Genomic DNA, 23,891 nt, shown 5'->3' with positions numbered 1-23,891 from the left:
GCGGTTAGCCAATAGCCACAACATCCAATAGACGGTCGACGACATCCTTCTGAGTGATTTGCTCTGCGAGCGCGTTGTATGACAGCGCTACCCGATGACCCAGAACCATATGAGCCACGGCACGCACATCATCTGGCTCTACATGAGAGCGGCCTTGTAACCACGCATAGGCTCGACTGCATTTATCCAGAGCGATAGACGCACGAGGCGAAGCACCCACTAAAATCCAATCTTGTAACGAGGAATCTGGGTAACGGTGTGGCTGCCTCGTAGCCATCACTAACCCGACAATGTAGTTTTCAACGATGTCAGATACTTCTATCTTTGCCATTTCTTCACGAGCAAGAAACACCGACTCCGGTGAGATGGAAGATTCGGAGCCATTGTTGTTTGTTGTGTTCGAACGCGCTCCCAGCTCTTCATCACGAACAAGGCGAATGATGTCTTTCTCGGCTTCGTCTTCTGGATAATCCACCGTCACTTTCATGATAAAGCGATCCATTTGCGCTTCTGGTAATGGATAAGTCCCTTCTTGCTCGATAGGGTTTTGTGTCGCTAACACCATAAAGAGTTCTGGGAGAGAGTGGCTTTCACCACCTACGGTGACCGTGCCTTCTGCCATTGCTTCCAACAAGGCGGCTTGAACCTTAGCAGGAGCTCGATTGATCTCATCCGTCAACACGATGCTGTTGAAGATAGGTCCGGATTGGAAATGTAGCTGAGGTTTTCCATCCACATCTTGATAGATTTCGGTGCCTGTCACGTCGGAAGGCAACAAATCAGGAGTAAACTGAATACGACCAAAACTTGTATGTAGACGATCCGCTAACGCTTTGATAGAGCGCGTTTTGGCCGTACCTGGCAAGCCTTCTAGAAGAATATGACCATTGGTAATAAGCCCAACCACCAGTGCAGTGACCACATGCTGTTGTCCGATCACTGACTCACCAACTTCAGATATTAGGCGATTAAGCTCTGTTTGTGCTTGATTCATTCGTTTACCCTTCCAGCTACACTTAATTTAGGCGATAACACATACCCTTCATACTATCTTTAGCGGTCATAACTTTTAGTTATATTGATAATGCTCATCGCACTTTAATAACGTGATTGTAATTGCTCTATTACTTCCTTAGGTGCGAATTGCGACAATTGCTGCAAACAAGCCTTCGATTCAGGCTTTTGGTATTTCAACAGCATGTCACATTGTGCGTATAACTGTTCTGGATTTCGACTGAGCTTGAACGCTTGGTTCAGAGCAGAGATTGCCTGCCCTAGATTAATAGACTCCATCGATAAACCATAAACGTACCAGTACTGAGCATTGTCTTTTTCTAGGTCTACCGCTTGTTTTAATAAGTCAGATGCTGCCAGTTTTTCACCCTGTCTTAGTTTGGAAAGCGCGGCGCTGTAACGAATTGCCGCTGAGTTTGGCTGATTTTTGATGCCCAACTGTAGAGTCTGCTCGGTTAATGCCTCTTGACCCTGAGCACGATAAAGGTCCGCCAGATTGATATAACTATTGGCAAAGTATGGTTCAACAAGAATGGCACCTTCGTACTCTGCAATGGCCAGCTTTGTCTTACCTTGAGCGGCGTAAACGTTACCTAGATTGGTGCGACCAAAACCTCTGTCAGAGTTAAATTCTTGTACTGCTATATATTCTTTTAACGCAGGCTTTAGTTGATCTTTTTGAAGAGGATTTAGCTCCTGCCAATAACGCGCTAACGCACCAGCGGCTTCAGTTCGAACAGCTAGCACTGAATCAGTCAATAACGGCGAGATAATTTGCCAGCGTTGGTGTGAAGGATAAGGCTCACTGCCTTGGATCGCCCCGACCCGTACCATAGCATCGCTGCTTTTTACAGCACGCCCAAGCGCTATCAAACTATTTTGGCCAGGATAATTGGCTAAACGTTGCAACGCTGATGCTCTTACGATTGAAGCTTCAGAGTTATCTTGCGCAATGTACGATAAGGCATCCGCTGCAGCGCGGTGCCCTATGGCACTTGCATAGAAGGCAATTCCATAATGCTGGCTGTTTTGGTATTTAGATTCAGGGAACCATACCGCAAGCGCTTTACTAGCCCACTCAGGTGACTCACTTTCATGGCATGTCGTACAGACATTGGGCGTTTTGATATGTTGTGTGAGGTCTGGACGAGGAACGTGCCAACTGTGGTCTCTTCTTGGGTCGACCTCCATATAAGTAGTTTCTGGCATGTGACAAGTCGTACACTTGTCTGCTTCACTACCTTTTTGATGGAATGTATGATTTTCCGAGCTATATTCAGACGCGATGTGACATTGTAAGCAAACACTTTCTTGCGGGATTTTAAGCTTAGCCGTATGTGGATCATGACAATTGGTACACGTGACGCCCATCTGAGCCATTTTCGATTGTTCAAATGAACCAAGCACATACACTTCATCGTAGATTTGACCATCAGCGTGATAAAGTTCTTGAGTAAGGTTTGAAACCAAGTAACGATCCAAAATCTCGCCTTGTACATGATCGTAGTCTTCTGTTAGCTGAACACGTCGACTATGACACTGAGCACATACATTTACCTGTTGGGTCGATTTAATATCACTAGGTTGTAACGTCGATTTCCCTTGTTTGAATACCCAGCTTGTCACCGCTTGAGATAAATCACGATTGAAACCGTAGTGGTCAACAGTCTTAAAGCCACCCTCGCTGCCTCGCTTTGCAAGCTCTATATGAACGCTAGCAGGACCATGACAGGCTTCACAACCGACGTTAATCTCAGACCAAGTGGTTTCATATTGATTGGTGGCTTTATCGTAACCTTTGAGTAAATTTGTAGAGTGGCAATCTGCACACATGAAGTTCCAATTTTGACCAGAGTTGGTCCAATAAAACTCATCGTTTGGCGTCGTATCTGGGTAGAGATGGTACCACCTTTGACCGCCAGACTCCCTGTCTCTCGAATCCCATGTAAAAGGTATCAGTTGTACACGACCGTCATCAAACTGGACCATATATTGTTGAAGTGGATAATGACCGAAAGTGTAAAGAATTTGATAGTCGTGGAAGTCACCGTCAGGTCCCTGAATATTGACCCAGAATTCGTCGTCTTTCTTATAGAAGCGATTCGTTTTCCCTTGATACGTAAACTGAACATTATTGAAATCGGCTAGAACACTCTCCGATGTCGCGTGATCCATGGCTCGCTCATGGTCAGAGCCCGTCCATGACTCGACTTCCTTAGCATGACATTCAATACAAGCATCACTGCCAACAAAGGAAGCCCCTTCAAGTTCAGAGCTAACTGACGACGATGTGAAACCGACACTAACTAGTGCTAATAAAACTCTTACCATCACACCCATTTAGCTTCCCTTCTAACACGTGCAAGTTATTGTTATTTCAATAATAACAATAGACTACTGAGTTATAGGTGCAAGGTGTTCTAAAAAGATAAAACCCGATCAGTTTATTAAGACAGCAAAAAGATAGTTTATCGACTATTCAATAGCGATTTTGGCGACTCGCCTGTCCAACGCTTGAAAGCTCTCGAGAAGGAGCTGAGATCTTTAAAACCGACTTCTAAAGCAATTTGAGTGAGGTTTGTACTTGGGTTGGCGGACAACGAAATCGCTCGTTCTAATTTGTAACGGTCTAGCAAAGTTCGAAACGACAAAGACTGCGCACTGAGTTTTCTTGTTAGCGTTCTACTACTCATATGAAAATGCCGAGACACAGAGTCAATCGTTATATCTGTGACCTCATACTGCTTAAAAACGGAAAACACCTGCTCAGCTAAACTCGAATCCATAGTGCTTTCGGCACTGTAATGCATCGGTGCCACTAATGTCGCGTTAAGCTCAGAGTTGGCGTAGGTGCATGGTTTATTAACAAACCAGCTTGGTAAGGTAATACGTCGAATCTTATGCCCATAGAAAATTCGGCAATTAAATCGTTGTTCTAATGACTCTATGACGTCGTCATCTAGAGGATCTCGTTCAAAGAAAAACTCTACGGTGCACGCTTCTTTTTGTGTCGATCGAATAAAAGTAATTAACGCGATACAGTAATAGCTAAAACCAAGGTTGGAAAAGGTCGGCATACCTTTATCGTTGTCGTGTCTGAGCATCCAAAGTTCAGACTTCTCATTAAGGCGATGAATAAACACCAACTTTACAGCAGGACAAAACACTAACGAAAATGCTTCGAAGAACTTCAACATGACATCAACGCTGGGAGCGCTATATAGAAACGCCCCAAGCACACCGAGATGATTTGCCGTAATACTGGTACCAGCATCTATCACAATATCAAACGCGGCAGGATGTGCTTCCACTAGTGCAATCGCTTCCTCCAACGCATCAAGGGAGACCTTTGGCCTCTCCATTTGCTCGTGCCAATCCTTGATGCCGCCGCGATACGCAGCAATATCGAGACCATAGCGCTTAGCAGCCTCGTCAAGAGACCGAAGCCACTGCACATCAATGATTTGTCGGGTCGAAGCCGTCTTTAGAAGTTCATTTGAGTCCATACCCTAACGTAAGCCACACAAGCGAAGGAGTACTGTCTCCAATTGCTCCCATGGTAGAAGTTCACTATCGATGACTTCGATTCTTGATTCATAGCCTTCTAACGACATTTGATTGACAGAAACAACACGATTAGCAACGTTAAAGGCATAACAACCTTTATCTGTGTTTACTACCGCCTTAATGCGCTCTGCATTCAAATCACTGAACATTGAGAATAACTGGTCAAAATCGAATGTATGTTCCGCACCAACAATCCAACCACAACTAAAGTAGCCTTGTCCCTGATTCTCGCGGCGAATAAATGGTTTTTCAGGAGATAATTCAAATACTGGTTCAAGATCGCTATGGTCGTGAAAGTCGTGAGAGTGGGCAGAAGATTCCGTCTCTTGAATTCGTCGCTCTATATCCAACACCTCTATCGGAAGCACGCCGTTTTTTACCAGTTTGTGGAAAATCTTGGCAGGCGTTTGATCCGTAACCCAATCATTGAACACATCGACATCTTCAGCGGTGCATTGATCCACTTTATTACCGATCACAACCTCAGCGACACTAAGTTGATCATTAAAGTTAGCATTAGATAAATGCCTATCATCGGATAAATTACGCGGGTCCACCAACGCAATCGTCGCTTTTAAATCAATATAATCAGTGTACTGCTCTGATGTTAACGTCTTAATGACCTGTTTGGGATGCCCCAATCCTGTTGGTTCGATTATCAAACGATCCGGCTTTTGTCTTAACAGGACGTTGATACCTACCGACATCGGAACACCTGCAGTGCAACACATGCAGCCTCCCGGGACTTCTTTAATAAGTGCACCACCCTCAGCCATCATTGCACCATCAATACCGACTTCTCCAAACTCATTAACGAGTACCGCCCAGTTCTCATTCTCGGGTTTTGATTTAAGTAGATTAAGTATTGTGGTGGTTTTACCCACACCAAGAAAACCAGTGATGATGTTGGTAGGCACTTGATTTGACATGATGAACTCTCTGAATATTGCTTTGGTATGAGTATATACCTAAGTGACTCGTAGGTTCTATATTGAATAGGTTTAGGGATGAGTATAAAAGACCAAAAGACAAAAGGCGCACTTTGCGCGCGCCTTGATCCCCCGTTACTCAATCGTGAGTTTGCGAATCTCTGAACCTTGTTAACGCGGCTGAGATAATTTACGGGGCAGTAGTATGTGTTTGTTGCACATCCAAATTGTACGTAGGGTTTTCAAATCCTCCATGCTCGTCGAATACAATCCCTACGCTTTAAATATGGTACATATCTGGATTATTGCAAGTAGAGAACATTGAGGTGAATCACAAAACGCTGCAACACTAGGCAACATTAAATTTGGAATACTACTTTTCATCTTTACCACTGTTGCCAATTGTTCTAAGTCGTATAATTTTACTTATACATTCCCGCCAATCCGAAGAACCAAGGTCTTTAAATACAATGACAAAGAGAGAAAGAATCAAACAGTCGTTACTTGCCCATGTGCCACGCGGAACGATTAATCAATTTCTCTCGAGAGACACGACCCCTATCTCAGTGCTTTTGCTGTCTTGTGTTGTGGGTGTACTTGCAGGTTTAGTAGGCACATTGTTTGAGCTTGGTGTTCACTTCGTAACTGAGACCCGCACAGAGTGGCTTCGCGACGAAATCGGTTCAGTCCTTCCTCTGTGGTTATCAGCTTTTCTAATTAGTGCATTACTCGCCTTCATTGGATATTTTTTGGTCCATAAATTTGCACCAGAGGCCGCTGGATCAGGTATTCCTGAAATTGAGGGTGCGATGGATAATATGCGACCAGTTCGTTGGTGGCGCGTGTTACCCGTTAAGTTCTTTGGTGGCTTAGGAGCTCTCGGTTCAGGTATGGTACTAGGTCGAGAAGGCCCAACGGTACAAATGGGCGGCAACTTAGCTCGGATGGTGACAGATCTCTTTCGAGTAAAAAACGATGACAGTCGCCATACCTTACTTGCGTCCGGTGCTGCAGGCGGTCTCGCAGCTGCTTTTAACGCCCCTCTTGCCGGTATCATGTTTGTTGTCGAAGAGATGCGTCCACATTTTCGCTACTCTCTTATTTCTATTAAAGCCGTACTTATCTCAGCAGTAACCGCGACTTTGGTTTTTCGCTATATTAATGGCCAAAGCGCCGTCATCTCCATTCCACAATATGGCTCACCAGAGCTCAATGTGTTGTGGCTGTTTCTAGTTTTAGGTGCACTTTTCGGTGTATTTGGCGTTGCTTTCAATAAACTTGTTACTGTGTTTCAGGATCTGTTTGTACGCATTCATAAAAACGACCTTAAGCGTTTCCTGTTTACTGGCTCTATTATTGGTGGATGTTTCGGACTACTCCTTCTCTATGTACCAGAATTAACTGGTGGCGGTATCGGTATTATTCCTGATATTACAAATGGCAGTTTTAGCGCTTCCATCTTGGTATTGCTGTTTATCGGTAGAGTACTTACTACCCTTATTTGCTTTGGCTCTGGTGCGCCTGGCGGTATTTTTGCACCTATGCTGGCACTGGGAACGTCCTTCGGTTATGCCTTCGGATTAACAGCGAAAGCACTATTTCCTGAATTACCAATAGAACCCGCTGTCTTTGCAATCGCAGGGATGGGTGCACTCTTCTCTGCAACGGTACGAGCACCGATTACTGGAATTTTACTGGTCATTGAAATGACCAATAACTACCACTTGATCTTACCACTTATCATCACTGCGTTGGGTGCAACAGTAATTGCTCAAGCAATGGGGGGGCAACCTATTTATAGCCAACTACTCCACCGAACCATCAAAAACGAAAAACTACGACAAGAAGATCTACCACGAAAGGAAAACTGAGCGCATTTTCTATCCAAACTGTGTATAATTAGACGGCTAGACTGCTAGTTCTCCCAGAAGAGCTAGCAGATAATAATAAGGATATTAAAGAGAGCTCTCCTCGTGACAACAAGTCTTGCTGCCCTAAAACGACTGACACAGTTTCACAGTGTCCCCACCTCTCAAGCCTCATTGGCTTTAGGAATAATCGGCCTCGGCCACGCTTGGGCGATGTATGTACCAGAACTTGGTAAGACTATTCAGCCAATCTTAGCCACTATCGGGGCCCTACTGTTAATTCCCGTACTGTTAAAATATTTGCTCAATCGCCATATATTTTCTGCTGATATAAAGCACCCATTAACAGGCAGCTTAATGGCTCCAATGAGTATGGCGTTATTAATCCTGTGTGATTACTTAGCCGTTATTAGACCGCTCATCGCCTATCCTCTTTGGTTTGCTGCGTTGATGTTGCATATACTCATGGCGATATTATTCTTTTTCTATCAAATTAAGAATTTTAAAATAGCCAATATAGTTCCAAGCTGGTTTCTTTATCCTGTTGGACTAATTAGTAGTTCATTAGCAGGAACTCAATTTGGACATACGGTATATTCTGAAACCATTGCTAGTGTATGCATCGCAATATATTTCTTTATGCTACCACTGGTTCTATATCGACTGGTGTTTGAAGGTATGCTTCGCAAACGTGCCAGGCCTACTATCGCTATCATGGCAGCGCCGATCAACCTCACATTATCAGCATACTTAGTCAATTTCCCTGAACCTGATCCTATACTGACGGGTGCGCTAGCTGGTATCGCCATCACAATGACATTACTTATCTATTTGTGTTACTTCAGATTATTAAAACTGAAATTTCAACCATCTATCGCTGCGATTACCTTTCCTTCAGTCATCAGTTCTATCGCGATGTACAGGTTAACGGATTTCTTCGAGGGCGAGTACCCGCATTGGCATTGGCTTCACAACTTCGGCTTTTTGGAGTTATCTGTAGCAACTTTGGCGGTTATCTGGGTGAGTTTTGGTTTTATCAAAATGTATTGGCCGGAGTTAATGTCACGACAATGAAAAAATGTGATACATATATCAATAACAACTAAAAAGAGTATAAAAAACCTCGCACAGATCCCCAATGGGTATAAGCAAGATGAATATATCGCTATGTAGTATAGTGAAGATTGCTAGTAACTCCAAAAAATAAAATAGTCACTAGTGACTATTTTTGCATATTGGGCAATATTTCGTTCTGTCGGCCGACAACCCATTTTAAATGTCGAGAGAACCTAGCTATGCACTTAGAGAAAATAACAAAAACGTTGCCTAAATTTATTGAACAGCAACACGATATTTATATCGCTGAAAATATCCATTCAACCAAAAGTAAAAAGCATCTAGTCTCTGGGAAAAGACCTACGGCAAGTGATACTAGTTACCAAACAAATGACTATCTATGTCTGAATAACAACGCCTATATTAAGGAGAAGCACATAGACGCTATACGAGCCAATACGGAAAGTATGTTGATGTCTGGTGTTTATACTGCTGAGGCGGAAGACAGTTCTGCTTTTGAAAAAAAACTCGCTAAACTAACAGGATTTGAAGAGTGTGTGGTATCACAATCAGGTTATACCGCAAACCTGAGCTTACTACAGGCTATCTGCACGAAAGACACTAATGTGTATGTCGATTTCTTCGCTCATGCTTCATTATGGGAGGGTGCAAGAATTGCTGGCGCTATGGTTCATCCATTTATGCACAACAATATCAGGCACTTAAAGCGACAGATTCAAAAGAATGGCCCAGGCATAATTCTAGTTGATTCTATCTACAGTACGTTGGGAACTATAGCACCGCTTGTAGACCTGGTATCAATGGCTTATGAGTATGACTGCGCATTGGTCGTGGATGAATCTCATTCACTTGGAACTCACGGTCCTAAAGGTGCTGGTTTGGTTGCTGAATTGGGTTTAACTGAGCATGTCGATTATATTACTGTGAGCTTAGCAAAAACATTTGCATATCGTGCAGGCGCAATTTTATCCAACAAAAAGACCGCACATTGTCTTCCATTTGTGGCATTCCCTGCAATATTCAGTTCCATGCTACTACCGTATGAAACTGAACGGTTAAGTGCCACTGTCGACGTTATCAAGAGCGCCGACAGTGCAAGACGCTCGTTGTTCTCAAATAGTGACTATTTAAGAAATCAGCTAAGAAACTTAGGACTATCTATTCGTAGTGAATCTCAGATCATCGCTTTGGAAACAGGTGACGCTGAAAACACTGAAATTGTTCGGGATTTCTTAGAGAGTAAAGGCGTTTTTGGTTCAATCTTTTGTACACCGGCAACGCCAAAAGGAAAAAATATCATCAGATTTTCAGTCACTTCAGAGCATACTCTCGAGGATTTAGATCGAGTAGTACAAGCATGTAAAGAAGCAACGGAAAACAAAGAATTCTATTTCTTATAGGTAGTAAATCGGATGTGGAGCTCAACATTTAGATCTGAGCTCCCTCATCTATATCCAAGACGCCACTTTATCAACTAGCTCGTCTTTCGGTGTCGGTTTAATGAGTAAGTCATCCATTCCAGATTGCTTGATTTTTTCACGAGTTGTTGGATTCGCATCACCAGTAAAAGCAATGATAGGCACTGTGTTGTACTTTGCTGTCGATTTTCTTATCTTATCCGCAGTGGAAATACCATCTAGAATCGGCATCTCTATATCCATAATAACTAAATCTACGTTTTCTTCATCAAGCATAACTAGTGCGTCAGCACCATTGCTAGCCTGAAGCACGACCAAACCTTCTTTTTCCAACATTATGCTAGTAATTGTTCGCAATGAGTGATTGTCATCGACTAAGAGAACTGTTTTTGTAGAAGATATTGTGTTGTATGGACGAACCGTCGCAAGCTCTTCCACTTCTCTAAAAAACAACTTATCTAACGTGTCTCTAATATCAGAGGTAAACTCGTCATAATCCATTAGTTCGACATTAAGATAGCGCTTGAAGTATAGATTTCTCTGGTCATTTGCGGAGTGAACGAGAACAATTCTTGCCTCAGTAAACTCAAGCTTAGCCTCTAGACTCGAAAGGTAGATCCACCCTTCTCTCGATAGATTACCGTCGATAATAATAAGGCTATACTCGAAACTATATTCTTCGCGATAACTTGCCGCTTTTATGTCTTCAACTGTCAGCTTGAATTCTCGGTGATATTGAGCACTCTTAACCAAGTCCAACATGCTAGATGACTCACCAATAAACAACACTGACTTATCTTTAATCAGTTCACTCTTAATCTGTGCCACTTCAGCCGACTCATACTTAGGAAATATTAATTTAAACTCTGTCCATGCACCAAACTCGGATTGACATACAATCTTACCGCCAAACGACCTCATAACCTTTTTACAGAAGGCCAACCCTAGACCATAGGACCCAGATTTACCGGTAGTGTAAAAGTCTTCAAAAATATACGGAAGTAGTTGCTCTTCAATCCCCTTGCCGGTATCTCTAAAAATAATGATATTGCAGTCGTCTTGGGTTTGAGAGTCAATTGTTATGATGAACTTCCCTGCCCCCCGGTGGCGAAACGAGTTTTTCAGTAAGTTAAACAACACATACTTCAATAAAGTATCACTGCCAAAATAGTCGAAACTGTTCGGGATATTGACCGAGACAGCTTTATTGTCCAGTGCTGTTTTATATGCAAACGTTCTGATTGCATTTTCAATTACTTCTTTGCCATTATTACGGCAGAAAGTCGATGTAGATACTCGACTTTGATCGATAGAAGTCAGTAGTAAGTCAATGGTCTCATTGCCATTCATGATCGTTTTCATGGAATCATCTATGATTTCATTCAAACGTTGAAGCTCTTCGGTGTTCAATTGGTGAGAGTTACGAAAGATAGCGCTCTTATTAGGAATAATCGCTCGCATTACCTCTAACGAAGAATACATAGCACTAAGAGGGTTTCTCATTTCATGAGCGATACCAGCACCGAATGACTTAGCAATCGCGAATTTCGATTCATGCTCGTTTTGGTTACGAAAGAAGAACAAACTGCCGAAAATATAGGTAAACGCAAATATGGGCAAATAAGTAAGGCTCTGTTCCATATAGATCCCTTGCCCACCCATAATGTAAGCAAGTATAACAGCAGATACAACAGATATTACCGCCTGAGCGACCATGATTCTTGTATCATAAATAAGCAATATATGAAGAAATATAGATGACATAAACGACATAACCCAAACTGTCGTCCAGTTATTCATCAACATCATGTAGCAAAAGAAGAATGGTAAAGTAAAGCCAATGACTACTAGGTAATAGTATGGGAGGATTCGCTTAGTTTTTTCTGAAAAAGCACGTAATAAGATAAACCCTATTAACATGATTGCGCCAATAGTTCTTAAAAGCTCACTTTCATAAGGCTGAGGAAATACATACTTCCAAATGACGTAATAAAGTGGAAAGCCCAAAATCCCCATCCATGCGACAAGTGTAATATTTGGCGCAGCATACTCGTAGGTTCTCTTTATCCTTTCCATCTGTGCAATCAATCCAGATTTAAAACTTATTACTATTGGTTAAGCATAACATTGGCTTGATCGGTAAGAAAGCTTTGTAAAACAACAACGCCCTCGTAATCAGAGGGCGTTGCAAACGAATATGTGATGCGTCTTCCAGAAAGAACTATCGCAGTCCATGCAAAAACTCATGTCGAGTCGCTGGTTTGGATTTAAAGATGCCACCCAATGCTGTAGTCGTCGTTTCGCTGGTAGCATCCATGACACCGCGAGACTTCACGCAGTAATGTACTGCATCAATTGTTACTGCGACATCGTCGGTTTCAAGCAATGCTTGTAGAGCAACCAGAATTTGTTGCGTCATGCGTTCTTGAACTTGTGGACGCTGTGCGAAGAACCTGACGATACGGTTAATTTTAGACAAACCGATGATTTTACCTCGAGGGATATAGGCGACTGCCGCTTTACCGTCAATGGTAACAAGGTGGTGTTCACAAGTGCTCGTTACCGTGATGTCTTTAACACGAACCATCTCACTAACGTCCATCTTGTTTTCGATGACGGTGATTTTAGGGAAGTTCTCATAGTCCAAGCCAGAGAAAATTTCATCCACATACATCTTGGCAATGCGATGCGGCGTCTCCATCAAACTATCGTCTTGTAGATCAAGCTGTAACAACGTAAGAATTTCACGCATATGATGTTCAATACGCTCTTTCTTTTCTTCACGGCTGACTTCATTTGGCAGCATCGGTGTTTCTAGCCCTCGCTTTGACAACGCGGCTTTCACCAATTTTGCTGATTCACTTAATCCTGACATCTTACTTCCTCGCACTAACACCCGTAAGGGGGCACAAGGATACTCGGAATTTTCATCAATTACACCCACAAATTCTGTATTGCTTTGTATGCATTATGATTTGAAGCATGTTTTTGGCTATTTTATCCATAGGAGTAAGCCTCTCTTCAGACAAAATGTGTTACATTCCGAAGACTTTATTGAATTAAATAGTTCCACTGAATCAATTAGGACGGCTTATCTTATGGGTTGCTGCGACGCACCAGGCTTAATGCCTATAGAAGAAGCATTGGATAAAATGCTCACACCAATTACTCCTGTTACTGACACTCTCACACTGCCGTTACCTGACGCGCTTGGGTATGTATTAGCAGAAGACATTCTTTCTCCTATTAACGTGCCTCCCTTTGATAACTCCGCAATGGATGGCTACGCCATTCGTCTCCGTGACTTAGAGCAAAGTACCACTCTATCAATGGTTGGTAAGTCATTTGCCGGCGCACCTTATGAGGGTGACTGGCCTGCAATGACAACGGTTAGAATTATGACTGGTGCGAAAATCCCAGAGGGTTGTGATGCCGTTATTATGCAAGAAAACACCACGGTAGACGGAGATAACATTACGTTCAACCAGTGTTCTCCGAAGACAAATATGAACATTCGTCCTACTGGTGATGATATTCGAGTGAACGATGTCGTATTAAAAAAAGGGGCTCGTTTAACCGCACGCGATATTCCTATGATAGCTACGTTAGGAATTAGCCACATCAGTGTCTTCCGTAAACCAGTTGTTGCTTTCTTTTCTACAGGAGATGAATTGCGCCCGCTTGGTACTGAGCTAGAAGATGGACAGATTTACGATAGCAACCGTTACGGAATCAAACCGCTTATTGAGAACTTCGGTTGTGAGGCTATTGATTTAGGTATCATTCCTGATTGCCCAGAAACACTGAAAGCCACATTCGAGCAGGCGCAACAACAAGCCGACGTTGTTATTACCTCGGGTGGCGTAAGCGTTGGTGAAGCTGACTATACTAAAGATATTCTTGAAGAATTAGGTCAAATTGGCTTCTGGAAACTTGCTATCAAGCCCGGTAAGCCTTTCGCTTTTGGTGAGCTGGACAACGCTTGGTTCTGCGGATTACCAGGAAACCCTGTTTCTGCAGTATTAACTATGTATGTCCTAGTACAACCTCTCATCGCTAAGCTTTCCGGTCACTCAGAATGGAAAGAGCCGGAGTCTATTCCTGCCATCACACGCAGCGCTTTCAAAAAAGCTCCTGGAAGAACCGATTATCAACGCGGTATCTATACGATTGAAGATGGCCAGTTTGTAGTCGAAACAACCGGAAACCAAAGCTCAGGAGCCTTTAGATCGATGAGCTTAGCAAACTGCTTTGTGGTGCTTGAGCGCGACCGCACGTCAATTGATGTGGGAGAAACGGTTCAAATCCAGTTGTTCAACCCAACTTTATTCTAACGAGGCTATTGTGGACATACTGTCTGATGAAGAGATGCTTCGCTATAACCGTCAAATTATATTGAAGAACTTCGATTTTGATGGACAAGAAGCACTCAAACAATCTTCAATTTTGATTATTGGAGCCGGTGGTTTAGGTTGTGCCTCTAGTCAGTATCTTGCCGCAGCGGGTATTGGTTCACTCACCTTAGTCGATGACGATACGGTGGAGCTATCAAACTTGCAACGACAAGTATTACACAACGATGACTCTATTGGTGTCGATAAAGTTGAGTCAGCCCGAACTGCGTTAAGCAAGATAAACCCTAATGTGATGATTAAAACCATTAATCATCGCTTGGACGATGCTGCTCTCGAAGCACAAATTAAAGAGCACGACCTTGTTCTTGATGCCACTGATAATGTAGATACTCGTAACCAACTCAATCGCCTTTGCTTTAAACACAAAAAGCCGCTGGTCTGTGGGGCAGCGATTAGAATGGAAGGTCAAGTCTCCGTCTTTACATATCAAGACGACAGTTTACCTTGCTATGCTTGTTTAAGCGCACTGTTTGGAGATACAACGCTGAGCTGTGTTGAAGCTGGCGTCATGTCACCTGTCGTTGGCATCATTGGTGCTACGCAGGCACTAGAGGCGATAAAAGTCCTCGCTAACTATGGGCAGCCTAAAATAGGTAAGCTATTAATATTTGATGGTTTATCATTAAGCTGGCGAGACATGGGGTTGCCTAAATCCAAGGCCTGCAAAGTTTGTGGTGAATAGAGAGTAGTCTATGGAGAAGTACTAATGAAACAACTAACCATCGCATTTGCTATTCTCGCTGTGGGTGTTGGATTCTTGTTGCTTCTCCTATCTTCAGATTCAAATACAGAAAAAACAGAACAAGCCAAAGTAATAAGCCATGTTCTCACACAATCTTTAGACGGCAATCGTTACTACCTCATCGTGGAACATAGAGACGGTAGTAACAGCCGTGTCGCCACAGATAAAGCAACATTATGCCCCGTAGGTTCAGAAGTCACACTAAGCTCACAGCAGAGCTCAGTTTCTAATACCAAGACCTATCGCCTTCAGCATTGCCTCAACAGATAAGGAAATCATTGATGACACAACCTATTGTTTCTCCTCAATGGCTAAAGCAACAGCTAGATGCTAACAACGACATTATTGTTCTTGATGCCAGTATCGAATTTCAAATTCCGCTAGAGCCTGAAAAGGACAAAAGTGGAGTAATTCCTGGCGCTCAGCGCTTTGATTATGACAACGTCTTTTGCGACCCAGACAGTTCTCTTCCTCATATGATGCCAACTGAAGCTCGTTTCAATGAACTAGCTTCGAAACTGAGCCTTACTGAAAAAAGTACGATAGTTGTTTATGATAATTCCGGTACTTATGCTTCACCTCGTGCGTGGTGGATGCTTAAAGCAATGGGATTAAGTGAGGTTTATGTGCTCTCCGGAGGCTTACCTGCTTGGAAAACAGCTGGTTACGATTGCGATGAAGATTATTCGATTGGAGCGCCCACCTCCCCTTCTCTGTCACTAGATCAGCATTACTTCCTATCAGCAGAACAAGTTCTTACGTATTCCGAAAAGCAAAACGCTCATATCGTCGATGCTCGCTCTTTAGCACGCTTTAAAGGCGAAGTGAAAGAACCAAGAGAAGGTGTCAGAAGCGGCCATATTCCAAATTCTGTTTGTCTTCCTTTTGCTGAACTCATCAACGATGGCACCCTCAAACCGTTAGAAGATCTTGCTCCTTTGTATTCAGCTATCTCAGCAAGTAAACGAGAGCATATGGTGTTTAGCTGTGGTTCCGGCGTAACGGCTTGTATTCTCGCTCTTGGCGCTTATGTCTGTGGTTATCATAATTTATCTGTCTATGACGGTTCATGGACTGAATGGGGTCAACGTGTTGATCTACCTGTAGAAAAGTAAAATGAAGATAAGCAGGTCTATGGGACCTGCTTCCTTTCGCTAGCCGTTATAAGCACCACTTGAGTAATGAAGCTCATAACTATGTGAGTAGATCTCTAGAATATTACCAAACGGGTCTTCCATATAGATCATTCGATACGGTTTCTCTCCCGGATAGTAGTAACGTGGCTCCTTCATTCGTCGTTTACCACCTGCCGCGACAATTTTGTCAGCTAACCCTTCAACATCTGGATCTTGTACGCAAAAATGAAAAATGCCGGTTTTCCAATATTCAAAGTTGTCTTCTGGATTTCGCTGATCTTTGAACTGAAATAGCTCTACCCCGATTCTGTCACCGGTGGACAGATGAGCAATTCGAAAGTGGTCCCACCCTTCCCCAAAAACGTCTGTACACATTACACCGATAGCAGAGTCGTCTTCAGTAACATCAGTCGGCGGCATAATAAGATACCAACCTAATACCTCGGTATAAAACTTGACGGCAGCCTCCAGATCAGGCACCGATATTCCAATGTGGCTAAAACAGCGTGGGTAGGTGTGGTTTGTGTTTGCTGAACTCATAAGTCGATGTCCTCTAGATGATAACGCTTGAGTATTTCATTGTGGATCAGCCGATAGTTATCATATAACCTAAAAACTATAATTATTTGTTATCTACGAAACCGTCATGATAAATACGACTTGGCTCAATACTTTTAAAACTCTAGTAGAGATCGGGCACTTTACCCAAACCGCTGAAAAGCTCTTCATGACACAACCTGGTGTCAGCCAACATATTAAAAAGCTCGAAGCTAGCCTTAATGTTGAGTTGCTTACTCGGGAAGGCAAGAGTTTTGAGCTCACGGAGCAAGGACGTTTAATGTATGAATACGCCCTTGAGCTAGCCAGTCGGGAAAACATGTTACTAGAGCGTCTAAGATATGATGACCCTGAGTCAGGTAGCCTTAGCTTTTCAGCTTCGGGCGCTATCATTACCGCACTCTACCCAAGTTTGCTGGATCTGCAGCAACGATATCCGGGGTTGAAGGTCAATGTTGAAGCTGCACCAAACCGTCGGATCATAGAAAGTATTAGTAATGGCATTATAGATTCTGGCATGGTCACGGCTTCGATTCAGAACCCTGAACTTTCAGCAGAGTACATAGGACAACTAGAGCTATGTCTCATTGGTAGTAGAGACGCGGTAGCTAAATTTTCGGCGTCAGAAGCGATCAACCAGCTTGGCGTAGTCGACCATCCTGATGCGCAATACTACTTACAAAAATACATCGAAGACAGCCGACTCAAAGAACTCACTCAAGCAGAGTGGCAAGATTTCAATAAAGTCACCTACATTAACCAACATAGTCAGATATTACAGCCTGTTTCTATGGGTATTGGTGTCACTGTATTACCCAAAGTTGCCATTGAGTATTCAGGCTACAAAGATAAAGTTAATGTCTGGCCCACTGAACATTTAGTCAGTGAACCGCTCTATTTTGTGAAGAAAAAACGAAAACAACTTGCCGCTCGGTACTTATTTTTGCTGGAACTTATCAAAGCCACAGAGTTCGCGTAGTCTGCGATTAGCTCGGTAAATTCTTCATTTGCTCATCAAGGTTCAGCACCGTTAAAGCATTACTTACACTGGTTGCAACCACATCGATTACGCCAGTACGCAATGCTCCGAGTAACGCCATTGGTTTGCTATTTTCAGAAGCGATCGCAATCACCTCTGATATCATACGAAACTCTTCAAGCCCCAAGCCAATCACTCGATCACTCATCACTGTATTGGCGGCTTGCCCCTGGATATCGAAGAAATCATAACCAGCAAAATCACCAACTACTCCCTGATTCAATCTCGATTGAACAACTTCGTCAGCGGTAAACCATCCCAAATCAACCATGTAACTGTTCTCACTCATATCACCGACACCTACGATAGCCATATCGGCTTTACGCGCTAAATCTAGAGTCTGTTTGACCGTGGCATTTTGCATAAACGCTAACTTTTGATCTTTATTTTCAGCGTATGCCGGTGCATATAAGGTTTCAGAACTACCACCGTATTTTTTCGCCAACTGACGACAAATATGGTCGGCATTAAAACGCCCCCCACGTGGATGAATTCCCCCAATCCCACAAACAAACTTACAGTCTCTAGGAGTAATAACCCCCATATGATGAGCGACAGCCGAAACGTTTCTGCCTTGTCCTACTGTCACCACAGTTCCACCTTTCAATGTCTGTGCTAAGTAGTTTGAGACTAGCCCTCCCACTTGCATACGCTGTGCTTCTTCATCAGCTTGGTCCAATGCAATGAGCGCTCGCTTAACTCCAAAACGTTCAATCAGACGCTGTTCGATCTTAGCACTATATACCGGATGGTATTTGACTGTGATCTCGACAATTCCTTCATCTCTTGCTTGCTTGAGAAGACGACCAATTTTTGCTCGCGACACACCAAACTTCTTAGAGATCTCCTCTTGTGTTGCACCATCTTGGTAATAGGCGACAGCAATTTCTGTCAGCAAGTCATTGCCAGTTTCGCTAATTTCACTTTTCATTATCACTTACCTAATCGGGAAAAATAGTGGCGCTCATTGGTTCACACCTTATACATATGCTCAATCATAAACAGAACTAAGCATTCGCTCAATACCATTACATTTTCTCAGGTCAAGATTTCAGCAGAAAAAGCAGCCCACAGACCTTATAAAACATGGAATCGACATTGAAGTACGCTTGCGTTATCAAAAAACAAAAATAACCTTATGAATACTACTTTTCAGACCAGTATTTGATTGACATTATTTCTGCATAGGGTAAATATGGGTTCAACATTTACTCAGAAGTGATACATATGTTCACGCATATTTGTTCACTAACACGGAAAAGGTTTACGAGCTAATCCTACGTAAAGTTGAAACTTTGGCTCGTAACATAACATTTGTAGTATGAGGCCATTCCTCACAAATTTATGCCCTCAAGAATAGGAACGTACCGATGAGCAACAAATTAGAGCAACTTCGCAAATTGACTACTGTAGTAGCGGACACTGGTGATATCGAAGCAATTCGTAAGTACCAACCAGAGGACGCAACAACTAACCCATCTCTGATTTTGAAAGCAGCACAAATCGCTGATTACGCACCGCTTATCGACCAGGCGATTGAATACGCTAAAACTCAAAGCGACGATAAAGCACAACAAGTTCAAGACACTTGTGACATGTTAGCGGTTAACATCGGTAAAGAAATTCTTAAAACTATCCCAGGTCGTATCTCCACTGAAGTGGATGCTCGTCTTTCTTACGATACTGAAGGTAGCGTTGCTAAAGCCCGTCAACTTATCAAAATGTACAATGACGCAGGCATCGCCAATGACCGTATCCTAATCAAACTGGCTTCTACTTGGGAAGGTATTCGTGCAGCTGAAATTCTAGAGAAAGAAGGCATCAACTGTAACCTAACACTATTGTTCTCATTCGCTCAGGCTCGTGCATGTGCAGAAGCTGGTGTTTATCTAATTTCACCTTTCGTAGGTCGTATTATGGACTGGTACAAGGCGAAAGAAGGCCGTGACTTCGAAGCATCAGAAGACCCAGGTGTTATCTCAGTATCAAGCATCTACAACTACTACAAAGACCACGGTTACAACACCGTTGTAATGGGTGCAAGCTTCCGTAATATCGGTGAGATCCTTGAGCTAGCAGGCTGTGATCGTCTGACTATCGCTCCACAACTTCTAGCTGAACTAGAAGCAGCAGAAGGTGAAGTTGTAGAGAAGCTTGTCGACTCAAAAGGCTCTAAAGAACGCCCAGCAGCGATGACTCATGCCGAGTTCCTATGGGATCATAACCAAGACCCAATGGCAGTAGAGAAACTGGCAGAAGGCATTCGCAACTTTGCCGTAGACCAAGGCAAACTAGAAGCAATGATTGAAGCTAAGCTTTAATCCACACGATTAATAAAAGGGGAACGTTTGCGTTCCCTTTTTAATTTCCCCCTCTCCAATATCAAATTTATTCGGTGTTTATTATGGATCGTAAAAACCTAGCAAACGCTATCCGTGCATTAAGCATGGACGGTGTTCAACAAGCTAACTCTGGCCACCCAGGTGCTCCGATGGGCATGGCTGACATCGCTGAAGTTCTTTGGCGCTCTCACTTAAACCACAACCCGTCAAACCCTGAGTGGGCGGACCGCGACCGTTTCGTACTGTCTAACGGTCACGGCTCAATGCTGATTTACTCTCTACTTCACCTTGCAGGTTACGAGCTTTCTATTGAGGACCTTAAGAACTTCCGTCAACTGCACTCAAAAACACCAGGGCATCCAGAGTATGGCTATGCACCAGGCATTGAGACAACCACTGGTCCTCTAGGCCAAGGTATCACTAACGCTGTGGGCATGGCGCTAGCTGAAAAGACACTTGCAGCACAATTCAACAAAGAAGGTCATGACATCGTTGACCACTTTACCTATGCGTTTATGGGTGATGGCTGCTTGATGGAAGGCATTTCTCATGAAGCGTGTTCTCTCGCGGGTACACTAGGCCTTGGTAAGCTAATCGCTTTCTGGGATGACAACGGCATCTCTATTGATGGTGAAGTGGAAGGTTGGTTCTCTGACGATACTCCAAAACGTTTTGAAGCGTATGGCTGGCACGTTATCCCTGCAGTAGACGGTCACGATTCAGATGCGATCAACGCGGCAATTATCGCAGCGAAAGCAGACCCTCGCCCTACTCTTATTTGTACTAAAACCATCATTGGTTTTGGCTCTCCAAACAAATCTGGCTCTCATGACTGCCACGGTGCACCACTAGGCGCAGAAGAGATCGCGGCAACACGTAAGCAACTAGGCTGGGAGTACGGTCCTTTTGAAATTCCGACAGAAGTTTACGCAGAGTGGGATGCGAAGGAAGCGGGCGCGGCTAAGGAAGCAGCGTGGAACGAAAAACTTGCAGCGTATGAAGCAGCTTACCCAGAGCTAGCCGCAGAATTCAAACGTCGTGTAAACGGTGAACTTCCTGCTCAATGGGAGGAAAAAGCAAGTCAAATCATCGCCGATCTTCAAGCTAATCCAGCAAATATTGCATCACGTAAAGCATCTCAAAATGCACTTGAAGCTTTTGGTGCAATGCTACCAGAATTCCTAGGTGGTTCTGCTGATCTAGCACCGTCAAACCTAACTATGTGGTCAGGTTCTAAGTCGCTAACAGCTGATGACGCCTCTGGGAATTACATCCACTATGGTGTACGTGAGTTTGGCATGACTGCGATTATGAATGGTATCGCACTACACGGCGGTTTTGTTCCTTACGGTGCTACTTTCCTTATGTTCATGGAATACGCTCGTAACGCTATGCGTATGGCAGCATTGATGAAAGTGCAAAACATCCAAGTTTACACTCACGATTCTATTGGTCTGGGTGAAGATGGCCCGACACACCAACCTGTTGAGCAAATGGCATCACTACGCCTAACACCAAACATGAGCACGTGGCGTCCATGTGACCAAGTTGAGTCAGCGGTTGCTTGGAAATTTGCTATCGAACGCAAAGATGGTCCAACGTCACTGATTTTCTCCCGTCAAAACCTAGCTCAACAAGAGCGTAGCACCCAGCAAGTTGCTGATATCGCGAAAGGAGCTTACGTGCTCAAAGATTGCGAAGGTAAGCCTGAGTTAATCCTGATTGCAACAGGCTCTGAAGTTGAGCTAGCCGTCAGTGCCGCTCAACAATTGACTGAAGCAGGTAAGAAAGTACGTGTTGTTTCAATGCCAGCGACAGACGTTTTTGATAAACAAGATGAAGCGTATCGCGAGTCTGTACTTCCTTCAGATGTGACAGCAAGAATCGCTATCGAAGCGGGTATCGCTGACTTCTGGTACAAGTATGTTGGTTTTGGTGGCAAGATCATCGGTATGACAACATTCGGTGAATCTGCACCTGCAGGCGAGCTATTCAAAATGTTTGGCTTTACGACTGAAAATGTTGTAACCACTGCTAAAGATCTTCTCGCTTAAGACTAAGCTCTAAAACCTAAACGACTAAGCCGAGCATAAATGCTCGGCTTTTTTTGTTGTCGTTATCTACTTTCAATAAAGCGTTCAAGGTGAGGTTCGCTTTATTATCAGATAGTTCCTTGGTTTCATCTTGTACCTGTCTCATATATGAAACACCTCCTGCATTGATTACGCAAACATGCTTCCTACACTATCAATGTGGCAACGAAAAGGAACTTCATTATGCTCAAGAGTACGATTCTATTGTTTGCGCTATTCTCTTCCCTAGCTTTGGCCTCAAATTTAACGATGAAGAGTGAAGGTGTCACTTTCAAAACATACACAGACGAAGACTTAGCGAATATGCCACAAACTAGTATTGCAACTGAGCTACCTTGGTTAGAGGGTGAAAATCACTTCACCGGAGTTTCACTTATCGAACTTTTTGCTCAGGCAAACGCACAAATCCCAGACACGATTACCTTTATCGCACTGAATGATTATAAAGTCGCAATTACCCTTAAAGACATCCAAGCTTATAACCCTATCGTCGCTAATCGGAAAAATGGTGAAAAGATGTCTGTTAGGGATAAAGGACCTTTTTGGGTGATATTCCCCATTTCTCAATTCCCTGAAATTGATACAACTGACTATCACTCTATGATGATTTGGCAGTTAAAAGAAGTCAGCTACTGAGATGCTAAATACTTATTCTATTCGTCAGTTTCCTATCAATCTGGCCAAGCTCATCCTGATCATTATCACTTCCTGCGTTTTGGCAGTGAACGTTATTACTATCGACCGTATTAACCATATTAACGAAGACCTGTCTGAGCGCAAAAATGAGGCAACGTGGTTCATACTGCAGCTCGTCAAAGAATATTCTAACTTCATTACGCAAACCCATATTACACCACTCGATACAGACAAGATTTGGCTCTCTTATGACCTCACTTGGAGTCGTTTTGACATTATTCTGAATAGCAAAGAATCCGCTAACTTTATCAGACAAGCCAACTATCACAGCTTCTTCATTGCTCAATTCGAAAAATTCAAAGCCCTTGAGCGCTCCTTAAAACTATTACAAGAAAAACCTGAACTCCAAACTGCACTAAACCAACGTATTAAGCTCAACTTCAATGAGGTTATTCATTTTATTAATAATAAATTCCAAATAGAGAGCCCTCTAAGTGAGAAGAGTCGTACTTTAATAGAGCGTTTATTAGTACTTCAGAAAGTAAGTACTGTGGCGTTAATCGTATTGTTCATCGTTATATCAGTGATTTTCTGGATTGAGACCAAAATGAGGCAAACTATTCAGCGAAGAGATCCTCTCACACGTTTGTTAAATCGAGTTGCTCTTACGACGGACATTAAGGCGAACCTCAAAGCCCCGCACTACAATTTACTATCAATAAGAGTGCAAAATGTTGCAGAAGTGAATCAAAAATACGGCATCGATTACGGCGATGTCATTATCAAAACTGCGGCGCAAAGGGTGACTAGTTTTCTAACTGATGATTTACTGCTATATCGCTACAGTGGTGCTCAGTTCATTATTCTCGGCAAGGCAGAAGGTTCATTAATTTCCGATAAACTAGTCCAAGGAATTAAAGAAGAGCTGTCAAAAACCATCGAATTGAGTGATATGGAGTTGGTACTCGATGTTTCTCTATCGCAAGAGGTTAATCTTAAACGAAGCAGCCTAACTGAGACACTGACGCAACTATCACGTAAAGCACTATCCACTTAA

The 23,891-nt window shown here is 43.2% G+C and carries 21 protein-coding genes; 12 read left to right on the top strand and 9 right to left on the bottom strand.

Translation table 11 applies throughout. The features are described 5' to 3' along the window. Window positions 1-4: 4 nt before the first annotated feature. The 4 genes from MMA19_RS00365 to MMA19_RS00350 form a co-directional block, all read right to left on the bottom strand. On the bottom strand, window positions 5-994 hold the full coding sequence (locus tag MMA19_RS00365; RefSeq protein WP_240205193.1) for a MoxR family ATPase: 990 nt from the start codon (window positions 992-994) through the stop codon (window positions 5-7). Between the two features lie 104 nt (window positions 995-1,098). Further along, window positions 1,099-3,354, bottom strand: a complete 2,256-nt coding sequence (locus tag MMA19_RS00360; RefSeq protein WP_240205192.1) for a multiheme c-type cytochrome — start codon at window positions 3,352-3,354, stop codon at window positions 1,099-1,101. A 128-nt stretch (window positions 3,355-3,482) separates the two neighbouring features. Further along, complete coding sequence (locus MMA19_RS00355; RefSeq protein ID WP_031494840.1) at window positions 3,483-4,520, bottom strand: helix-turn-helix transcriptional regulator; 1,038 nt, start codon at window positions 4,518-4,520, stop codon at window positions 3,483-3,485. A gap of 3 nt (window positions 4,521-4,523) precedes the next feature. Then, window positions 4,524-5,510, bottom strand: a complete 987-nt coding sequence (locus MMA19_RS00350) for a GTP-binding protein (protein ID WP_006070536.1) — start codon at window positions 5,508-5,510, stop codon at window positions 4,524-4,526. A 470-nt stretch (window positions 5,511-5,980) separates the two neighbouring features. Here MMA19_RS00350 and clcA point away from each other — a divergent pair, with 470 nt between their 5' ends. The 3 genes from clcA to cqsA all read left to right on the top strand — a co-directional run bounded on the left by clcA (window position 5,981) and on the right by cqsA (window position 9,855). Beyond that, window positions 5,981-7,381, top strand: coding sequence for a H(+)/Cl(-) exchange transporter ClcA (gene clcA, locus MMA19_RS00345; RefSeq protein WP_006070537.1), 1,401 nt, complete (start codon window positions 5,981-5,983; stop codon window positions 7,379-7,381). Window positions 7,382-7,483: 102 nt separating this feature from the next. Beyond that, entirely contained in the window at window positions 7,484-8,452 is a 969-nt protein-coding gene (locus tag MMA19_RS00340) for a TDT family transporter (protein WP_038222071.1), read from the top strand. A gap of 221 nt (window positions 8,453-8,673) precedes the next feature. Then, window positions 8,674-9,855 (top strand): alpha-hydroxyketone-type quorum-sensing autoinducer synthase, encoded by a 1,182-nt coding sequence (cqsA, locus tag MMA19_RS00335; RefSeq protein WP_006070539.1) that lies wholly within the window; start codon window positions 8,674-8,676, stop codon window positions 9,853-9,855. Between the two features lie 48 nt (window positions 9,856-9,903). Here the strand turns inward: cqsA and MMA19_RS00330 are convergent, their stop codons facing one another. Continuing rightward, on the bottom strand, window positions 9,904-11,949 hold the full coding sequence (locus MMA19_RS00330) for a hybrid sensor histidine kinase/response regulator (protein WP_240205191.1): 2,046 nt from the start codon (window positions 11,947-11,949) through the stop codon (window positions 9,904-9,906). Between the two features lie 145 nt (window positions 11,950-12,094). Continuing rightward, the gene (gene folE / locus MMA19_RS00325) at window positions 12,095-12,748 is read right to left on the bottom strand and encodes a GTP cyclohydrolase I FolE (RefSeq protein WP_006070541.1); all 654 of its coding nucleotides are present in this window, start codon (window positions 12,746-12,748) and stop codon (window positions 12,095-12,097) included. A 223-nt stretch (window positions 12,749-12,971) separates the two neighbouring features. Here folE and moeA point away from each other — a divergent pair, with 223 nt between their 5' ends. From moeA to MMA19_RS00305, 4 genes are read left to right on the top strand one after another with little or no spacing between them, the layout of a single operon-like run. Then, entirely contained in the window at window positions 12,972-14,207 is a 1,236-nt protein-coding gene (moeA, locus tag MMA19_RS00320; protein WP_006070542.1) for a molybdopterin molybdotransferase MoeA, read from the top strand. Window positions 14,208-14,217: 10 nt separating this feature from the next. Further along, entirely contained in the window at window positions 14,218-14,970 is a 753-nt protein-coding gene (moeB, locus tag MMA19_RS00315) for a molybdopterin-synthase adenylyltransferase MoeB (RefSeq protein ID WP_124941902.1), read from the top strand. A gap of 24 nt (window positions 14,971-14,994) precedes the next feature. Continuing rightward, entirely contained in the window at window positions 14,995-15,300 is a 306-nt protein-coding gene (locus MMA19_RS00310) for a hypothetical protein (protein ID WP_006070544.1), read from the top strand. An 11-nt stretch (window positions 15,301-15,311) separates the two neighbouring features. Beyond that, window positions 15,312-16,145 carry a sulfurtransferase gene (locus MMA19_RS00305; RefSeq protein WP_006070545.1) on the top strand — a complete coding sequence of 278 codons (834 nt, stop codon included), beginning with the start codon at window positions 15,312-15,314 and terminating at the stop codon, window positions 16,143-16,145. Window positions 16,146-16,184: 39 nt separating this feature from the next. Here MMA19_RS00305 and MMA19_RS00300 read toward each other — a convergent pair whose 3' ends face one another. After that, window positions 16,185-16,706 (bottom strand): lactoylglutathione lyase family protein, encoded by a 522-nt coding sequence (locus tag MMA19_RS00300; protein ID WP_124941900.1) that lies wholly within the window; start codon window positions 16,704-16,706, stop codon window positions 16,185-16,187. Between the two features lie 106 nt (window positions 16,707-16,812). Between MMA19_RS00300 and MMA19_RS00295 the strand changes: the two genes are divergently transcribed. Then, the gene (locus MMA19_RS00295; protein ID WP_240205190.1) at window positions 16,813-17,703 is read left to right on the top strand and encodes a LysR family transcriptional regulator; all 891 of its coding nucleotides are present in this window, start codon (window positions 16,813-16,815) and stop codon (window positions 17,701-17,703) included. 7 nt (window positions 17,704-17,710) lie between these two features. On the opposite strand, the gene MMA19_RS00290 is transcribed toward MMA19_RS00295, so the two are convergent. After that, window positions 17,711-18,694: a sugar-binding transcriptional regulator gene (locus tag MMA19_RS00290; protein ID WP_006070548.1), complete on the bottom strand. Its 984-nt coding sequence runs from the start codon at window positions 18,692-18,694 to the stop codon at window positions 17,711-17,713. Between the two features lie 439 nt (window positions 18,695-19,133). Between MMA19_RS00290 and tal the strand changes: the two genes are divergently transcribed. Together tal and tkt are read left to right on the top strand one after the other, a co-directional pair. Further along, window positions 19,134-20,084, top strand: coding sequence for a transaldolase (gene tal, locus MMA19_RS00285; RefSeq protein WP_006070549.1), 951 nt, complete (start codon window positions 19,134-19,136; stop codon window positions 20,082-20,084). Window positions 20,085-20,167: 83 nt separating this feature from the next. Continuing rightward, a complete protein-coding gene (gene tkt, locus MMA19_RS00280; RefSeq protein ID WP_240205189.1) occupies window positions 20,168-22,159 on the top strand; it encodes a transketolase in 1,992 nt (663 codons plus the stop codon). Between the two features lie 16 nt (window positions 22,160-22,175). On the opposite strand, the gene MMA19_RS26505 is transcribed toward tkt, so the two are convergent. Continuing rightward, a complete protein-coding gene (locus MMA19_RS26505) occupies window positions 22,176-22,304 on the bottom strand; it encodes a hypothetical protein (protein ID WP_258182402.1) in 129 nt (42 codons plus the stop codon). Window positions 22,305-22,381: 77 nt separating this feature from the next. Here MMA19_RS26505 and MMA19_RS00275 point away from each other — a divergent pair, with 77 nt between their 5' ends. Beyond that, window positions 22,382-22,834 carry a hypothetical protein gene (locus MMA19_RS00275; RefSeq protein ID WP_171389517.1) on the top strand — a complete coding sequence of 151 codons (453 nt, stop codon included), beginning with the start codon at window positions 22,382-22,384 and terminating at the stop codon, window positions 22,832-22,834. Between the two features lies 1 nt (window position 22,835). Then, the gene (locus tag MMA19_RS00270) at window positions 22,836-23,891 is read left to right on the top strand and encodes a diguanylate cyclase (protein WP_038226507.1); all 1,056 of its coding nucleotides are present in this window, start codon (window positions 22,836-22,838) and stop codon (window positions 23,889-23,891) included.

This window comes from Vibrio sp. CyArs1 (assembly GCF_022432925.1).
In the GTDB taxonomy this organism is placed as follows: domain Bacteria; phylum Pseudomonadota; class Gammaproteobacteria; order Enterobacterales; family Vibrionaceae; genus Vibrio; species Vibrio mediterranei.
This window is presented reverse-complemented; position numbering and strand designations above follow the sequence as displayed.

Excerpts from the sequence above, each read along its gene's own strand:
- MMA19_RS00350 (WP_006070536.1), bottom strand. The coding sequence starts at position 5,510 with ATGTCAAATCAAGTGCCTACCAACATCATCACTGGTTTTCTTGGTGTG.
- MMA19_RS00330 (WP_240205191.1), bottom strand. The coding sequence starts at position 11,949 with ATGGAAAGGATAAAGAGAACCTACGAGTATGCTGCGCCAAATATTACA.
- tkt (WP_240205189.1), top strand. The coding sequence starts at position 20,168 with ATGGATCGTAAAAACCTAGCAAACGCTATCCGTGCATTAAGCATGGAC.
- MMA19_RS00360 (WP_240205192.1), bottom strand. The coding sequence starts at position 3,354 with ATGGGTGTGATGGTAAGAGTTTTATTAGCACTAGTTAGTGTCGGTTTC.
- MMA19_RS00310 (WP_006070544.1), top strand. The coding sequence starts at position 14,995 with ATGAAACAACTAACCATCGCATTTGCTATTCTCGCTGTGGGTGTTGGA.
- folE (WP_006070541.1), bottom strand. The coding sequence starts at position 12,748 with ATGTCAGGATTAAGTGAATCAGCAAAATTGGTGAAAGCCGCGTTGTCA.
- MMA19_RS00300 (WP_124941900.1), bottom strand. The coding sequence starts at position 16,706 with ATGAGTTCAGCAAACACAAACCACACCTACCCACGCTGTTTTAGCCAC.
- tal (WP_006070549.1), top strand. The coding sequence starts at position 19,134 with ATGAGCAACAAATTAGAGCAACTTCGCAAATTGACTACTGTAGTAGCG.
- MMA19_RS26505 (WP_258182402.1), bottom strand. The coding sequence starts at position 22,304 with ATGAGACAGGTACAAGATGAAACCAAGGAACTATCTGATAATAAAGCG.
- cqsA (WP_006070539.1), top strand. The coding sequence starts at position 8,674 with ATGCACTTAGAGAAAATAACAAAAACGTTGCCTAAATTTATTGAACAG.
- moeA (WP_006070542.1), top strand. The coding sequence starts at position 12,972 with ATGGGTTGCTGCGACGCACCAGGCTTAATGCCTATAGAAGAAGCATTG.
- clcA (WP_006070537.1), top strand. The coding sequence starts at position 5,981 with ATGACAAAGAGAGAAAGAATCAAACAGTCGTTACTTGCCCATGTGCCA.
- MMA19_RS00290 (WP_006070548.1), bottom strand. The coding sequence starts at position 18,694 with ATGAAAAGTGAAATTAGCGAAACTGGCAATGACTTGCTGACAGAAATT.
- MMA19_RS00355 (WP_031494840.1), bottom strand. The coding sequence starts at position 4,520 with ATGGACTCAAATGAACTTCTAAAGACGGCTTCGACCCGACAAATCATT.
- MMA19_RS00295 (WP_240205190.1), top strand. The coding sequence starts at position 16,813 with ATGATAAATACGACTTGGCTCAATACTTTTAAAACTCTAGTAGAGATC.
- MMA19_RS00365 (WP_240205193.1), bottom strand. The coding sequence starts at position 994 with ATGAATCAAGCACAAACAGAGCTTAATCGCCTAATATCTGAAGTTGGT.
- MMA19_RS00305 (WP_006070545.1), top strand. The coding sequence starts at position 15,312 with ATGACACAACCTATTGTTTCTCCTCAATGGCTAAAGCAACAGCTAGAT.
- MMA19_RS00270 (WP_038226507.1), top strand. The coding sequence starts at position 22,836 with ATGCTAAATACTTATTCTATTCGTCAGTTTCCTATCAATCTGGCCAAG.
- MMA19_RS00275 (WP_171389517.1), top strand. The coding sequence starts at position 22,382 with ATGCTCAAGAGTACGATTCTATTGTTTGCGCTATTCTCTTCCCTAGCT.